Genomic DNA, 16669 nt, shown 5'->3' on the forward strand with positions numbered 1-16669 from the left:
AAAGACTTCTTTTCCTTTTATATATGAGAACTAACAAACAAAAGTTACTACTTGCGTCCAAAATACTTGGGATAGTTATTGCTATACTCTTAATTGGTTTTCTTGTATTTAGGGACGAGCTTTTGGATCAGGCCATCGACAAGGCTTCGGCAACAATGAAACTGGAATACAATAGTGAATTTGCCATCAAAAAAGCTTCCTTTGATGGTGTTTCAGGAATAGAATTAAAAGAAATCTCGCTTGCTCCCCACAACTTAGACACGATTTTTAAAATTGAACGAATAAAGACAAGCGTCAATTTATGGAAATTACTAATTGGCGATGTTCAGCTCGGAACTCTTGAAATAAAAAATGGCTATGTTCAATTAACCAAAAAAGGGAATATCAAAAACTTTGGTGCTTTCTTGAAAAGAGATAAAAACGAACCAAAGACAACCAATAAAAGAGATTACGCCGAATTTGCCTATCGCATTATCTCCAAAGTCCTCAATTTAGTCCCAACAGACATGACTCTGGAAAATTTAGTATTCAAACTCGATGACAATGGAAAAAAGGCGACTGTAAAATTCAAAAAACTAACTTTATACCAAACCAAACTGGAATCATCCATAGAGGTTCAGACCAATACTTTTGCACAACGATGGAGAATTAATGGAATGGCAGACCCAAGAAACAAAAAGGGAGATCTGCATTTTTTTAACATTGACACTGGCGCTATCAAAGTGCCCTATTTTGACGAACGTTACAATCTAAAAGCCAGTTTTGACTCCATTCGTTTCAATGTTCAAAATATTGATATGAGTCACGGTGAATTACACTTTGACGGTTACAGTTCGATTACCAATTTAAAAGTAAATCACAAACGAATTGCCAATAAAGACGTAAACATCAAAAATGCCAGGTTTGATTTCCGTTTCCTATTGGGTTCCGATTTTATTTCGATCGATAGTAGTTCAACTTTCCAGTTCAACAAAATAAAAATACACCCTTACCTTTCCTATAACACGGAAGAAGATACGGTTTATAGGTTCAAAATCACCACTCCAAAAATGAAGACACAGGATTTCATCACTTCTCTTCCCGATGGATTGTTTACCCACTTTCAAGGCATGGAAGCCACGGGAGATTTTGATTATAAATTGGATTTCATGTTCAATAAAAACAAGCCGAGTACCATTGTTTTCAAGAGTAACGTAAACAAACAAAATGTAAACATAACCAAATACGGAAATATAGACCTTGCCAAATTGAACGGAGAATTTACCTATCGAGCAATTGATAAAGGCGTACCACAACGTCCAGTATTTGTTGGCACAAGCAATCCGTATTACACGCCTTTGGACCAAATCTCACCGTATTTGCAAAAATGTGTCTTGACCTCCGAAGATCCTTCATTTATGTCGCATCGCGGTTTTATAAACGAAGCCTTCAAACAATCTATTCTTAAAAATATCCGTACCAAAAAATTCTCTCGTGGCGCGAGTACCATAAGTATGCAATTGGTTAAAAACGTATTCCTTACCAGAGAAAAAACCTTATCAAGAAAACTGGAAGAAATCCTATTGGTGTATATCATTGAAAACAACCGAATCACAAGCAAACAGCGTATGCTCGAGGTATATTTCAACATTATCGAATGGGGTCCGAACATATATGGAATTGGTGAAGCTGCAGAATTTTATTTCCAGAAAAGACCAGCCGATTTGAATGTACAAGAATGTCTGTTCCTAGCTACGATTATCCCAAAACCAAAAAAATTCATGTGGCAATTTGACCAGGAAGGTTTGCAAAAAGCCTACGCTACTAAGCAACAAACTTTCTTGAGAAACCTTATGTTTCGTCGCGGTTTATTGGTACCCGAAGACACTATTGGACTGTCCGCTCCAATAACACTTACTGGTCGTGCGCATTCTTTATTGAATATCAAAGTAAAAGATACAACTGTTATTGATTCAACATCGGTAAAAGAAGAGTTTGATTTTTAAACTATCACTAAAAAAAATTAACCACGTAGAAACATAGATTTAATAGCAAATCATTAAAGAATGAATAGAAATAGGTCTATTTTTTCACATAGATAGGCTATGTGAAAAGTGAAACGCTTATCAACTCTTTTCAAATACTACAAATTCTATGTTTCTATGTGGTAAAATCTAACCCAATTACTTAAAATTCCTCAAAAATTCCTCTTTATACGTTGGGGAAACCTCAATTTCAGTACCATCATTCAGGGTTATAATACCGCCTTTATTATATGATTTCACGCAGTTCAAATTGATGATATGGGATTTGTGAACTCGGATAAAAGGCAAGGGCAAGATTTCTGAGAAATGCTTTAAAAAACGACACGCCATTTTCTTGTTTCCATTATTGAGATACAAATCGGTAAAATTACCGTTGCCTCGAAGACGAACGATCTCTTCCATTTTTACGACTTCAAAACCTTCCAATGTTGGCAAAATTACCTGTTGCTTTTCAGGTTTTGGTTCCTGAAAATTTTCTACGATTATTTTGTTTCTGTTAAAAATCTCATGGTTAAGAATTTGATGATGCACTTTGTTTACTGCCACGATTAATTCTTCAATGCTAATGGGTTTCAGCAAATAATAAGCTGCACTTTGATTCAAGGCTTTCAAAGAATACTCCGAAAAAGCCGTTACAAAAATAGTCTCAAAATGCAAATCTTTACAGGCTTCGAGAACATCAAAAGCATTTCCAAAAGGCATTTCAACATCCAAAAAAACCAACTGTGGCTGTAATTCATGCAACAACGGAACCGCTTCTTTTATATTTTGAGCTTCGCCAATAACCTCCACTTGCGGGCAATATTTGCTCAAATAATTCTTGAGCACTTCACGGGCCGCCAATTCATCTTCGACAATAACGCTTTTTATCTTTTGAAAATTCATCCTATTTTATCAATTAATGGAAAAACAATTTCGACTGTAGTTCCCGTTTCCGGAAAGGCTTTCTCTGAAATCTGAAAAGTAATATTCTTTTTATACAGCTCATTCAGTAGACTAATGCGCTCTTTCGTATTGCTCATTCCCCGCGATTCATGCGCTTTTTGGTTGCTTGTTTTTAGCTCTTGGCTTTTGGTCAAACCAATGCCGTTATCTTCAATACGAATCACCACTTTACCGTTAGCAAGCTGAACTTGCAATTGCAGTAGTCCTTTAATATCCAAATAACGTAATCCATGCCAAATGGCGTTCTCCAAATGAGGCTGAATAATCATATTGGGAACCATCGTTCTTTCGGCATCCAATTCTGGGTCAACACTAATTTTAAAATCAAATTTATCCTGAAAACGTAAATGCTCCAATTCCAAATATTTTTTCAATTGTTCCAATTCGTTATCCAAGGTAATGAAATCCTTGTTGGAATTCTCCATCGTATTCCGCATTAAATTCGAGTAGGAAGTCAAGTATTTATTGGCTTCGCGCTCCTTGTTTTCGGCTATAAACTGATTAACGCTATTGAGACTGTTGAAAATAAAATGCGGATTCATTTCGCGGCGCAGCGACTGCAATGCAATTTCTTTGTTTTTGGTTTTAATCGAGAAAAGCGTTTTTACAATCCACAAAAACAACAATAAAAGCAACCCAATCGAACCCAAAAGAAAGTAATTGAAGGTATTTGTTTTTGTGATTAGCTCGTCTTTCAACGATTTCTCTTTTTCCAATTGGCGAATTTTATCTTCACTAACCTGAAACACTTTAGTATCAATCAAAGTCGTATCGGATTTTACTAATTGGTCAAAATTTTGAAGAAATTGGTCGTATAAAGCCAAGCTTTCTTTGTTATTCCCTTTTCCATTGTAATACTGAGTTAAGGAAACCAAACTCTTTTTCGCTTCAGCTGAATTTCCTTTCTCCAACGCCAAATCAAAAGCTTCTTTCAAAGCTGTAATCGCTTTATTCGGGTCTTCTTTTTTGAAATACAGAGCCGATAATGATTGCAATTGCTTAATCTGTGTAGTAAAATCCTGTTTGGTTATCGCTTCCGCCAAAAGCTTTTCGTTAATACCAATTGCTTTATCAAACTGATTGTCTGAAGCGTAAACCTTAGCAATTTCATTATTGATTTTGATGATCGTTGCCGGTTTTCCTTTTGCGTAAGCGAGCGCTTTAGTATAACTCTCTATAGCAACTTCCTTGTTTTTCTGCTGCAGTGAATTTTCAGCCTTTTGGACATAAGCTGCAGAGACTTCTTCCTCTTTCTTTTCCTTTTTAAACAACTCAATATTCGAATTGACATAACCCATTTGAGCAGCAGGACTCGCCACAGAACGCAAGCGATTGGCATCATTCGAATTAATTTTTTCAAGACTTTTGTCTTCAGCTATTTCACCGGCCACTTCGTAACTCTTAATTGCCGATTTATAGTCTTTCTGCGATTCTTGAACTTTGGCAAGGCTTCTGGTCACACGGGTTTTGTCGTCCACCAACTTTAATTTAGTGTAACTCGTGATTGCTTTTTTGAAATATTCTTCGGCTTTTGCATTATCACCTTTATTGAGAAACTCATTGGCCAACCGTTCATAATTTTGGGCAATTTGAGCTTCATCATTTATCTCCAAAGACTTTTTCAAATCTTTGGTCACCATTTTCATTTTAGAAGGTGCCGATTTGCTTTTGGGCAAAGAATCCTGAGCCATCGCTCCAAAAGGAAACAATAACAGCGTAAAAAGGATGAAAATATGTATAACTAGTAAACGCATTTTTTTTTAAAGTTTCTGAGATGCTAAGTCTCTAAGTTACTATGATTATTAATAATGATTTGGAGCAGAAAGATTTTGCTTTTTATCAGCATTAGTCCCGCTTTCCGTTACAATCTTATAAGCCGAACCCCGGCTTATAAGGATTTCCTCTTCTATCGGGGCTAGAGGAAGAGATTTTGCTTTTTTAATATCTAAAACACTTAGAATCTTAGCCTCTTAGAGTCTTAGCAACTTCCAAAAAAATCATCAATGTAAAGTAAAGTATTTTATACTCCTTTTACAACTCGTTTCACCAAGTGAAAAGGCCGTTTCACCATTTGTCCAAAAAAGGGGTGTTTTAAGTTTCTAAGTTTGATCTGTAATCAACCCTTAAAAACTAGAAATTATGAAATCGACTCTATTTATCTCGGCGCTTTTGGCAACTACAATGGCTTTCGCTAGCTGTAATTCTTCGAATGCGAAACCAATCAACAATGATACAACTGAAAAACCAAAAACATCAGAAAACAACAAAATTCAAGTCGCTCTTTTATTGGACACTTCCAACAGTATGGACGGATTAATCGACCAAGCCAAATCTAGGCTTTGGAATATAGTAAACACGCTGACTACGCTCAAATACTCTGGTAAAACTCCCGATATCGAAATTGCCTTGTATGAATATGGCAACGATGGATTGGCTCAACAATCCAATTACATTCGACAAGTAACGCCTCTCACCACCGACTTGGACTTGATTTCCGAAAAATTATTTGCTTTAAAAACCAACGGCGGTAACGAATACTGCGGTGCGGTAATTCAAGATGCAACTCAGAAATTGCAATGGGAAAAAGAAAGCACCAATATGAAACTCATTTACATTGCAGGAAATGAAGCTTTCAATCAAGGCGGAATAAACTACAAAGAAGCCATAAGCGATGCGATGAAAAACGATATTTATGTGAACACTATTTTCTGTGGAAGCAGTATGGAAGGTATTAATACCTTTTGGAAAGACGGTGCCGATTATGGAAAAGGGAAATACTTCAACATTGATTCAAACCTATCTATACAATACGTATCAACGCCTTATGACGATCAAATATCCAAATGCAATGTAAAAATAAATACCACTTATATTGGCTACGGAGCTAAGGGTTCTTCCAAAAAAATGAACCAAGAAGCACAAGACAAAAATGCACAAAAAGTTTCATCTGCCAATTATGCCGAACGTGCCGTAAGCAAATCCAAAGCGGTATATAAAAATGAAAGTTGGGATCTTGTTGACCGATTAAAAGAGGATCCAAAGGCCATTGCAAAACTTAAAAAAGAGGAATTGCCAACGGAACTTCAAAACAAATCGGAAGCCGAAGTAGAGGTAATTGTTACCCAAAAAGCCAAAGAAAGAGAAACTATTCAAAAAGAAATTGGCGATTTGGCTAAAAAACGCCAACAATATATAGACTCCGAAGCTAAAAAAACAAAATCACAAGACGATTTAGGAAATGCCATAAACACTTCTATTGTCACTTTGGCAAAAGCAAAAGGTTATTCGGTAGAACCATAAAAAAATTGTTAACCATATAAGTTAATTTGAAGTCAATATTTTTTGTTTCGATGACTTATATGGTTCAAAAAATACGTTATTTGTAATGCTTATCATATAAAAATTAAACACCTCCTTATGTTTCAAAAAACAATACTATCCGCCCTTTTATTGGCTACAGCCATAACTTTCGCACAAAAACCAATTTTCACGACTGCTAAAGTAAAAGCAGCAACAGTATATTTTAATGCTGCGGAGATTTCGCAAACCACTTCTGTAAATTTGCCATTAGGTACCAGTGAAATCGTAATCAAAAATGTGGCAGTTGACCTAAATGAAAATTCGGTTCAAATAGGAGCGCCAGCATCTGTAACGGTACTTTCTGTTCAATTCACCAATGATTATGTTTCGGAATATGAAATAGATTTAAAATCGCCCGCCTTAAAAAAAGTAAAAGACAGTATTTTTTTGGTACAAAAAGAGATTTTAAAAGTAGGCAATGCCAAAAATTCGGAAACCAAAACACTGGCTCTTTTAGATAAAAACCAACAAGTTTCAGGCGTAAATTCAGGGTTAAATGTGATGGAATTAATGAAAATGGTCGATTATTACAAAGCCAAACAGACCGAAATCGCCAATACCATAAATACGTTAACCGAAAAAGAACAAAAACTGAATGAGACTCTTAACCGATTAAACCACAAACTTGAAGTCAACACTAGTAACGAAGAGAAAACCTCATCTGGAAAACTGATCGTTCAGGTGATGAATAATTTGGCTGGACCCGTTCCATTAGACATTACTTATTTATCTAATAATGCTTCATGGACTCCTTTCTATGACTTACGTACAGAAAGCGTAACTGCCCCAATCAATATGATGTATAAAGCACAAGTAATTCAAAACACCGGAATAGATTGGAAAAAAGTAAAACTGACTTTGTCCAGCGGTATCCCCAATCAAAACAATCAAGCACCATTGTTAAGTTCTTGGTTCTTAAACTATAGAACAAATGACAGATTACAAGAAGTAGTTGTAGTTGGCTATGGCTCTAAGAAAAAGGGAGTTTCAAATCAATTACAAGGAAGAGTTGCAGGAGTTCAAATTGCTAACGAAGAAATGGACGCACAACCAATTATGCAATCAGAATCATCAATTTCAAACTATACAACAGTATCCGAAAACCAACTGAACGTCTCCTTTGATATAGACATACCTTATGATATTTTATCAAATGGAAAAGTGCACAGTGTCTCGCTAAAAGAAATCAAGCTTCCTGCATCTTATAAATTTTATGCTGTCCCAAAAGCAGAAAAAGATGCGTTTTTACTGGCTCAAATTGCCGATTACAGCAAATATAACTTGCTGAGAGGTGAAGCCAATATCATTTTTGAAGGCATGTATGTTGGTAAAACGTTCATCGAACCGAGTCAAACAAGTGACACTTTGAGTTTGAGTATGGGTCGCGATAAAAAAGTGACCATCAAACGAGAGAAAGTTGTGGATCAATCGGGAACCAAGTTTTTATCTTCCAAAAAAGAGCAAACTTTCACCTTTGATATCACTATTAGAAACAACAAGAAAGAAGCGATTGAAATGTTATTGAAAGACCAATATCCATTAAGCTCGAATAAAGACATCGAAATTGAATTACTGCAAAGTGACAATGCTAAAGTAAACCTGGAAACAGGAATTCTAACCTGGCAATTGCAAATGAAACCGAATGAAACCAAGAAAATTAGGATTAGTTACAAAGTGAGATACCCTAAGGATCAGGTTATAGAGAATTTATAAACAAATAACCCAGTCAGATCTTTGAACTCTAACTGGGTTATTATAAAAATATTCACATCAAGATTAAGGTGCCGGATCAGGAATAATAGCCTGAACGGCGTCAATATCTTTTAAAATTTCTTCGGTCAGTGTTACCTGAATTGTATCTATATTTTCTTTGAGCTGTTCCATTGTAGTAGCACCAATAATTGAACTCGTCATAAAAGGCTGCTGTTGTACAAAAGCCAGAGCCAATTGAGTTAATGTCAAACCATGTTTGTGGGCCACTTCCTGATACAGTTTTGTTGCCTCGGTTGATTTTGCACTGCTGTATCTCGAGTACTGTGGAAACAAACTCAATCTTGCATTAGGATGAGACTCACCAGTTAAGAACTTTCCAGATAAAACTCCAAAAGCCAAAGGTGAATACGCCAATAATCCCACATTCTCACGAAGACAAACTTCGGCAGAAGCGTTTTCGAAAAGTCGGTTCAGCAACGAATACGGATTTTGAATGGTTTTGATTCTTGGCAAATTATTGTATTTACTTTCTTCCAGGAAACGCATCATTCCCCAAGGATTCTCATTTGAAACTCCAATATGTTTGATTTTCCCAGCTTTTACAAAACCATCCAACGCTTCTAGAACAGCGTAAATATTGTCTTCCCAAGCGTCATCTTGAACTTTGTAACCACGCTGTCCAAAAAAATTAGTTTTGCGTTCTGGCCAATGCATTTGATAGAGATCCAAATAATCTGTTTGAAGACGTTGTAAGCTATTATCCAGTGCATATTGAATACTGGCAGGCGAAAAATCTAATTTTTCACGCATATAACCAAAAATTGGGTTTGGGCCTGCAATCTTAGAAGCCAAAACTACTTCTTCTCTTTTTCCAGTTTTCTTGAACCAAGATCCAATGATTTTTTCAGTACTTCCATAGGTTTCTTTCTTTCCTGGGATAGAATACATCTCGGCAGTATCAAAGAAATTGACACCTTTTTCGAGTGCATAATCCATTTGCGCATGTCCTTCGGATTCGGTGTTTTGTTGCCCAAAGGTCATTGTTCCTAGGCATATTCTACTGACTTTTATATCGGTATTCGGTAAAGTAGTGTATTTCATGTTTTTAAGTGGCTAAGATACTAAGGCGCTAAGTGGCTAAGTTTTTATTTGAAGCAAAGATAAAATTAATTTATCGTTTAGCATTTTAGACAAACAGCATTTTTTGAATTGCCTCCAGCTTTAGCTGGAGGAATAAAAAAAGAAACATTATGAAAAGGCTTTAGCCAAAATATCTAAAATGTTTGGCTGAAGCCTGTTGACTAATCCAAATTTCTCTCCTCCAGCTAAAGCTGTAGTCTATTCAAAAAAATCTTTATTTCAATAAAAAAAGGTTCAACGTTTTCACGTGAACCTTTTCTAAACTTAGAGTCTTAGCTTCTCTGCACCTTAGTACCTTCTTCCTAAAACTCATTCAACATTTTAGAAATTTCGTCCAATCTTGGAGTCAAAATAATTTCGATTCTACGGTTTTTAGATTTTCCTTCAGCTGTACTATTGCTTGCTAATGGTGAATATTCACTTCTTCCTGCTGCTGTTAAATTTTGCTTGTTCACTTTCTTGTTTTCACCCAAAATAGTAACAATAGCAGTTGCTCTTTTGGTCGAAAGATCCCAGTTATCGGCAATTGGTCCAGAACCTTCATACGGATCATTATCGGTATGTCCTTCTATCAATACCGAAATATCAGGATTGTCACCCAATACCTTCCCTACTTCAACAACCGCTTTTTTACCTTCAACACCTACAGCCCAACTACCTGAATTGAAAAGCAATTTATTTTCCATAGAAACATAAACTTTTCCGTTTTTTTGTTCTACTGTCAAACCTTTCCCTTCAAAACCATTTAAAGCCTTAGAAAGTGTTTCTTTTAGTTTTTTCATGCTGGCTTCTTTGGCCGCAATTAAATCTTCCAACTCTTTCAAACGTTGGCTGCTTGCATTCAATTTTTCTTGTTCCAATGCCAATGCTTTCGCTTTAGCATCCAATTGTGCCAATAAATCGCGATTCTTTTTCATATTGGCTTCCAATGCTTCGTTGCTGTTTTTTTCTAAAGCACCGTACGAATCTTGCATCACTTTCATTTTGTTCTTGGCAGCTTCATAATCAGCTTGAACTTTGGCCAAATTGGAGTTGGTTTCATCCAATTTGCTTTGCAAAGTGGCTTTCTCTGATTCCAATTGTTTTTTGGAAGCCAATAAAGCCGTATTTTCATCAGAAATGGCTCTGTTTTCCTTTTTTAGATTGGCAAATTGATTTTCGAGATCATTGTAGATTTTCTTGGAAACACAAGAAGTGGACAGTGTTAGAATTAAAAGTCCGATGGAAATTTTTTTAATCATTCTTTATTAGTTTTGGGGCTTATTACTATTTTTCGATTTAACAGATTTTGATATGACAAAAATTATTCCATTTTGACAATAAAAACCAAATATCCTAAAATGTTTTTAGGGAATCTAATTTAAGTCTCAAAATATTTTATACAAGTATATCTAACGCTCATTTAATAAAAAACGCATTACGTCTGTAAAAATTACACAACGAAATATTAAAATAAACTTTTGTGTACAATCTAAAAATAAACAGCCCCCAAAAAGTTAAACACAATTTGGGGGCCGTTTATTTTAATTTTTTTTTATTTCCAAATGGATTCTTTTAAAATGGAATCGTATGTATTGTTTTCTACGAAATAGGTTATTCTCACTATTTGATAAAAAATCAAAAAACAAGCCAGAACGTAGGCTAATTTTTTATTGTATAAAATTCCATTAAAATATTCCTTTTTTGTAATTAATTCTGCGAACAGAACAAGTATTGTTACCACACAAAAAAGAACTACAAAAGGGCCTAAAATATGATAATATAAACTTTTATAAAGATCTCCCTCATAGAAATAAACCAATGACTTAGTTATTCCACAACCTGGACAAGGGAAACCTGTAAGCATTTTGAAAGGGCATAAAGACTGATCCGTTTCAAGATGATTATTCTTGTTATTCAACATTAAAAAAAACGGAATTATAAGGGTTATTACAGCCCCTATAATTCCGAGTATTTTACGTTCTCGTTTCATTTTTATGAATACAATTTATTGATTTCGCTTTGTACAATCATTGCTGCAACCATTGGAAATAACAATCCCAAAACTAATAAAAGCACAGAATCGTCTTTCGTTGGCAATCCAACTCTTTTATGAACAGCCGGCAAACCATCTTTACCCACCAAATAAAAGAAATAAGCATTTACTGGATAACAACAACCCGCAAAAATGGCAATTGGTTGAGAAATAATTTCTTTTTCGTAAACTGCATTTAATACTTCTGCCGCTTTAATATTCCAATAGATTAAATACAATCCACAGGTCAAAAAACTTAAAATTAATACCACAACTGGGTCTACGTTGAATGTTGGTATTGGACTCTTGGGCGTATTCCAAGTTTCTTCCGGTTTGTTTTCCATAACTTATAATTTATTGTTTGTTTGTTTGTTATGGACTAAATTATAAAAAATATCACAAAATACTATTTTTTAGACCATTAAAAATCTTACAACTTTAATTTCTCCCATACAATGCTTTAATTTTGTCTACTATCACTTGTGCCAATCGCTCGTGGCTTTCGTAGGTCCAACCAGCAATATGTGGAGTTAATATCACTTTTCTGCCATCCAATAAATACTGAAAAGCGTCTGGCGTGTTTTTATCTTGAAATAATGTTTCAAAAGATAATTTCTCATATTCCAAAACATCCAATCCTGCCCCGAGAACTTTTCCGGTTTTCATGGCGGTAACCAGATCGGCAGTGATGATATTCTTACCTCTGGAGGTATTGATAATCCAAATATCTTTTGCGAAAGCATTAATAAAATCCAAATTTACCATCTTATCGGTTTCGGGTGTCCATGGAATGTGTAAACTCAATACATCTGTCTTTTTCTGCAATTCCTCAAGTGAAACTTGTCTTGCGTTTGCATCTCCAACATTTTCTTTGATGTCGTAACACAATACTTCCACGTCAAAACCACGAAGTTTTTTGGCAAAAGCTTTTCCCATATTACCATATCCAATGATTCCAACTGTTTTACCGTCGAGTTCATGTCCCCTATTTTTTTCTCTATTCCATTCGCCAGAACGAATCTCACTGTCGGCAATATTCAATTTGTTGAACAAGGACAGTATCATTCCCAAAGTATGCTCGGCAACCGCATTACAGTTCCCTTCGGGAGCAGCTATCAACGCGACATTCTTGGAAGTTGCATAATCGCAATCAATACTTTCCAACCCAGCTCCTACTCGAGCTATAAACTGCAGATTAGTGGCTTTATCCAGAAACTCTTTGTCAATTTTAAAACGGCTTCGAATAACAATTCCCTGATAATTTTGAATTTTGGCTTCGATTTCTTGTTTAGAAGAAGTAAAATCGGCGTGATTGATAAAACCTGCTTGTTCCAGTTGTTCCCAAAGTATGGGATTATTGCTGTCAATATGAAGGATTTTGATGTCCATATAAAAGGATTGCTAAATTAGAGTTTCAAAATTAATTAAAAAATCATGGTTTATGGTTTGAACCCAGAATAATTAACCTACAATGCTTAAATTAGCCATTTACTTTTAAAGCGAAATATAAAGATGAAATTAACCAAAACATTTACTGCATTTTTTCAAAGTGAAAAAGCAAGTGGTCTATTGCTTCTTTTTGTAACAGTAGTCTCTTTATTACTGGCTAACTCATTAATTCAAACTGAATATATCGCTTTTTGGAACACCGAAATTGGACATCATTCTATTACACATTGGATTAATGACGGGTTAATGACTATTTTCTTTTTATTGATTGGCTTAGAATTGGAACGCGAAATGTATCACGGTGAATTGGCTAACATCAAAAACGCCATACTTCCTATTTTTGGAGCCTTGGGCGGAATGATTGTACCTGCCGGAATTTTTCTGGCATTGAATTATGGTACGCAAACCCAAAACGGAGCCGGAATTCCAATGGCTACCGATATTGCTTTTGCCATCGGTGTTTTATCGTTATTGGGCAGTCGAATCCCAGCCTCATTAAAAATATTCCTGACCGCTCTTGCAGTAATAGATGATTTAGGCGCTATCCTTGTCATTGCTATATTTTATACTCAAACTATTGCTTTTGACAACTTGCTCTATGCTTTTATCATCTTGGGCCTTTTATTTATCTTAAATCGACGCAAAGTGCATCACCTGGCTCCATACTTAATTGGTGGTGTTTTTATGTGGTATTTTATGTTGAACTCTGGTGTCCACGCCACTATTACTGGTGTATTATTGGCCTTTGTAATTCCGTTTGGAGATGGTGGAAAAAAAACGGCCTCCTATAAACTACAACATTTTCTTCACGAACCTGTAGCCTTTATTATCCTTCCTCTATTTGCCGTCGCCAATACCTGCATTGCAATTAACTCTGACTGGTATGAAGGATTGAGTCATGAAAATTCAATAGGAATTATTTTGGGTCTTGTGGTTGGGAAACCGCTAGGAATTTTGCTGTTTTCGTTTCTTGCCGTGAGTTTAGGCATTAGTAAATTACCTAGAGATCTAAAATGGAAAAATATCTTAGGGGCAGGAATGCTAGGAGGAATAGGATTTACGATGTCAATTTTTATTACCCTATTGGCTTTTAAAAATGATGGTGAAGAAGTTATTACTTTTTCAAAAATCGCTATTTTAATCGCCTCATTTTTATCTGGAACATTAGGTTTTCTATGGCTAAAACTCACTTTTAAAGCTCCCGAAAAATCGATTAAAATCAAATAAATAGGATAAAAAACGTGTTAAATAAATCTAAAAGAGAAATTTTATCCTTTCCTTTGTAGCTCCATTGATTACAGGTAATGACCTAAAAACCTCGTAACAAAACATACAATGAAAAATTTTTATTTTATACCCTTATTGTGTTTTGTCTTTTTGTTCCAAAGTTGCTTTGAAGTAATTGAAGAAGTGAAAATGAAAGACGACGGATCGGGGCATTTTAATTTTGTAATTAATTTTAGCCAAAGCAAAACTAAAATCAATTCGGTTTTAAAAATGCAAAAAATCAACGGCTATACCATTCCTTCTAAAGAGGAAATCAAAAATGAAGCCGCCAAACTAGAAGCACTTGCACAAAATACCACTGGAATTTCCAATGTAAAAACGAATATCGACTTAACTAATTACATATTTGCAATTGATTTAGATTTTCAAAAAATAACCAATCTCAATGCGGTTTTTTTAAAATTAAAAAACAGCAAAAAAATAAGCCCAACAATTGCCACTGATTATTTTACTTTTAATGACAAAAAGTTTATTCGAAGCCAAAAAGTGCCAATAAAAACCTTATACGATAAATTGGAAAAGGCCGATAAAGAAGTTTTCCAAAACGCCAAATACACATCTGTTTACAAATTTGATTCGACCATCAAATCCTTTTCGAACAAAAATGCAGTGACGTCCAAAAGCAATAAAGCTATCAAACTTAACGGTTCCGTAATCAATGTAATTAACGGAAACGAAAAAATCGAAAATACAATCACACTCAACTAAATATAGACATGAAAAATCTTTTCCTACTCCTTGTCATCTGTTTCTCCATAAATATATATTCTCAGGATTTAGCCAACAAAGTTCCAGACAATGCTCCTTTTGCTTTGTGCTTTAACGGAAAAAACCTCAACGACAAAGTAGCAATCAAAACCATTCAGGAATATCCTTGGATGCAAGAGTTATTGAAAAAACAATTAAAATTTTTACCAAAGGATTTAAGTCAAACGGGCATTGACCTAACCAACAAACACTATCAATATTTCATCAACAAAGACTCTGTGATGAGTTATGTTGTGTTGCTTCCGCTAAATAATGCTGCGATGTTCGAAAAATTGGTTCAAGCTAAATATGGAGACACTCTTAAAGTAAAAAAACAAGGGACTTACAATAGTGTAGCTACTTCAAAAACGCATCATTTGGCTTGGAATGACAAATTTGCTATTTTGGTGAATGCCACATATTCTAAACCTAATAAAAACATTTACAACGAAACAGAACCATACGCTGATTTAGCAAGTATGGATACAACAGGCGTTCTTGTAGACACCTTAGCAATTGACTATACTACAGTTGCACCAGCCTATGCTTCTGAACAAATAAAACCAACTCCTGATCCTGAAAAGAATGAAAAAGCAAAAACAGGAAAGAGCAAGAAGGGAAAGAAATCCAAAAAAGTAACTGAAGAACCAAAAATTATTGAGCCTACCGAAGAAGAAATTTATGCTGCACAAGAAAAAGCTAATGCCGAATTGGAAGAAACCAATAGAAAATTATTGGAACTCGAATTAAGAAAAACAGATTCTATCGAAAGATTAAAAATCAGTCCTGTTGTTGATATGATTTTCAAAGAAGCTTTCGATTCCAAAACAGAAACTACAGTAGCAAGTTCTGCTGTTTTTAAAAACAACAACCCTAAATCTGACTTTTATATTTTTGCCGATTTGGATGCATTAACAAACCAATTGTATTCAAGTATTTTAGGATCAAATTCTGCTTTAGTGGGGATTTACAAAAACGGAATCCTAAACAGTAATTTCGATATGAATGGTTATTTTGAAAAAGACAGAATTAGATTGAATCAGGTTATGACACCCAAAAATGAAGAAACAAAAAAATCGTATCAGGAAATATGTGATTCAAAAATTGACAAAAACCTATTGAATTATATAGGCAACAATGTTTTGGGATATTACTCCATTGCGATGGACACACAAGCCATTATGAACTACGAATACAAAGTCTTAAAAAACACTTTGAATTCTGTTTACCAATCCTACACAAAAGACGCCAGCGGCAATGAAGCTGATGTTTTGATTGATGCCGTTGCATTATTTTTGGACGAAAAAGCCATAGCAGACCTCATTCCTGGTAACGCAATTTTTGTGCTTCATGATCTAAAAAAAGTACAGAGAGATTTCGTGAACATCGATTATAATGAAGATTATCAACAAATAGAAACCAAAGGCATCAAAGATGAAATACAGCCCGACTTTACATTTCTTATGAATACCAGAAATGAGTCATTCGTCAACAAATTGCTTCAGCTTCCTTTGAATAAAAGTAAATTTACCGCTACCGATTATCAATTGACCAATGGATATTACACCATTCATTTTGAAAAAGACAATCTGCTCGAGAACCTTTATATCGGAATGAAAAATGGAGCGGTAATGTTGACTACTTCAAAAGTAAATGTAGAAAACTTAATTCAACAAACTCCAATGCCATTAAAGGCTGAATTCAAAAAATCGATCTCTAAAAACAATTCTGCTGCTTGGTTTGATATTCAAAAAATAATTGCAGCATCCAAAACGGAATTCGGTAATGATATCAAAAGCAATTACTATGATATTGCATTGAAAAATGCTGGCGAAATTACAGTAGAATCCAAATTCAAAAATGGTGCTATTGTTTCTGATGCATCCTACACGATTAAAGGGGAACACGCTAACAGTTTGCAATATTTCTTTGATGTCATCAATGAATTATATGCTGAAAGCAAAAAGGAAACAATCGTTATTGAATAATA

Annotated in this window: 13 protein-coding genes; 6 read left to right on the top strand and 7 right to left on the bottom strand. The window is 34.9% G+C overall.

Features of this window, described 5'->3' with window-relative positions; all coding sequences use genetic code 11:
• The first annotated feature begins 23 nt into the window (after positions 1–23).
• Entirely contained in the window at positions 24–1985 is a 1962-nt protein-coding gene (locus tag AC1DY0_RS09235; RefSeq protein WP_477188315.1) for a transglycosylase domain-containing protein, read from the top strand.
• A 177-nt stretch (positions 1986–2162) separates the two neighbouring features.
• Here the strand turns inward: AC1DY0_RS09235 and AC1DY0_RS09240 are convergent, their stop codons facing one another.
• Positions 2163–2909 carry a LytR/AlgR family response regulator transcription factor gene (locus AC1DY0_RS09240; RefSeq protein ID WP_477188316.1) on the bottom strand — a complete coding sequence of 249 codons (747 nt, stop codon included), beginning with the start codon at positions 2907–2909 and terminating at the stop codon, positions 2163–2165.
• Complete coding sequence (locus AC1DY0_RS09245) at positions 2906–4723, bottom strand: tetratricopeptide repeat-containing sensor histidine kinase (protein ID WP_477188317.1); 1818 nt, start codon at positions 4721–4723, stop codon at positions 2906–2908. The genes AC1DY0_RS09240 and AC1DY0_RS09245 overlap by 4 nt, the downstream gene beginning before the upstream one ends.
• Before the next feature lie 385 nt (positions 4724–5108).
• On the opposite strand from AC1DY0_RS09245, the gene AC1DY0_RS09250 reads away from it, so the two are divergent.
• Positions 5109–6269: a vWA domain-containing protein gene (locus AC1DY0_RS09250; protein WP_477188318.1), complete on the top strand. Its 1161-nt coding sequence runs from the start codon at positions 5109–5111 to the stop codon at positions 6267–6269.
• A 117-nt stretch (positions 6270–6386) separates the two neighbouring features.
• Complete coding sequence (locus AC1DY0_RS09255) at positions 6387–8042, top strand: DUF4139 domain-containing protein (protein WP_477188319.1); 1656 nt, start codon at positions 6387–6389, stop codon at positions 8040–8042.
• A gap of 63 nt (positions 8043–8105) precedes the next feature.
• Here AC1DY0_RS09255 and AC1DY0_RS09260 read toward each other — a convergent pair whose 3' ends face one another.
• The 5 genes from AC1DY0_RS09260 to AC1DY0_RS09280 form a co-directional block, all read right to left on the bottom strand.
• A complete protein-coding gene (locus AC1DY0_RS09260; protein ID WP_477188320.1) occupies positions 8106–9143 on the bottom strand; it encodes an aldo/keto reductase in 1038 nt (345 codons plus the stop codon).
• Positions 9144–9484: 341 nt separating this feature from the next.
• On the bottom strand, positions 9485–10423 hold the full coding sequence (locus tag AC1DY0_RS09265) for an OmpA/MotB family protein (protein WP_477188321.1): 939 nt from the start codon (positions 10421–10423) through the stop codon (positions 9485–9487).
• Positions 10424–10716: 293 nt separating this feature from the next.
• A complete protein-coding gene (locus AC1DY0_RS09270) occupies positions 10717–11154 on the bottom strand; it encodes a DUF2752 domain-containing protein (RefSeq protein ID WP_477188322.1) in 438 nt (145 codons plus the stop codon).
• A 2-nt stretch (positions 11155–11156) separates the two neighbouring features.
• Positions 11157–11540 (bottom strand): DUF4234 domain-containing protein, encoded by a 384-nt coding sequence (locus tag AC1DY0_RS09275; protein WP_477188323.1) that lies wholly within the window; start codon positions 11538–11540, stop codon positions 11157–11159.
• Positions 11541–11634: 94 nt separating this feature from the next.
• Positions 11635–12585: a 2-hydroxyacid dehydrogenase gene (locus tag AC1DY0_RS09280; RefSeq protein ID WP_477188324.1), complete on the bottom strand. Its 951-nt coding sequence runs from the start codon at positions 12583–12585 to the stop codon at positions 11635–11637.
• Positions 12586–12708: 123 nt separating this feature from the next.
• On the opposite strand from AC1DY0_RS09280, the gene nhaA reads away from it, so the two are divergent.
• The 3 genes from nhaA (at position 12709) to AC1DY0_RS09295 (ending at position 16667) form a co-directional block, all read left to right on the top strand.
• A complete protein-coding gene (gene nhaA / locus AC1DY0_RS09285; protein WP_477188325.1) occupies positions 12709–13872 on the top strand; it encodes a Na+/H+ antiporter NhaA in 1164 nt (387 codons plus the stop codon).
• 108 nt (positions 13873–13980) lie between these two features.
• Positions 13981–14640, top strand: coding sequence for a hypothetical protein (locus AC1DY0_RS09290; protein ID WP_477188326.1), 660 nt, complete (start codon positions 13981–13983; stop codon positions 14638–14640).
• Positions 14641–14648: 8 nt separating this feature from the next.
• Complete coding sequence (locus AC1DY0_RS09295) at positions 14649–16667, top strand: hypothetical protein (RefSeq protein WP_477188327.1); 2019 nt, start codon at positions 14649–14651, stop codon at positions 16665–16667.
• Positions 16668–16669: the final 2 nt, after the last annotated feature.

The organism is Flavobacterium sp. P1_E4 (genome assembly GCF_056405915.1).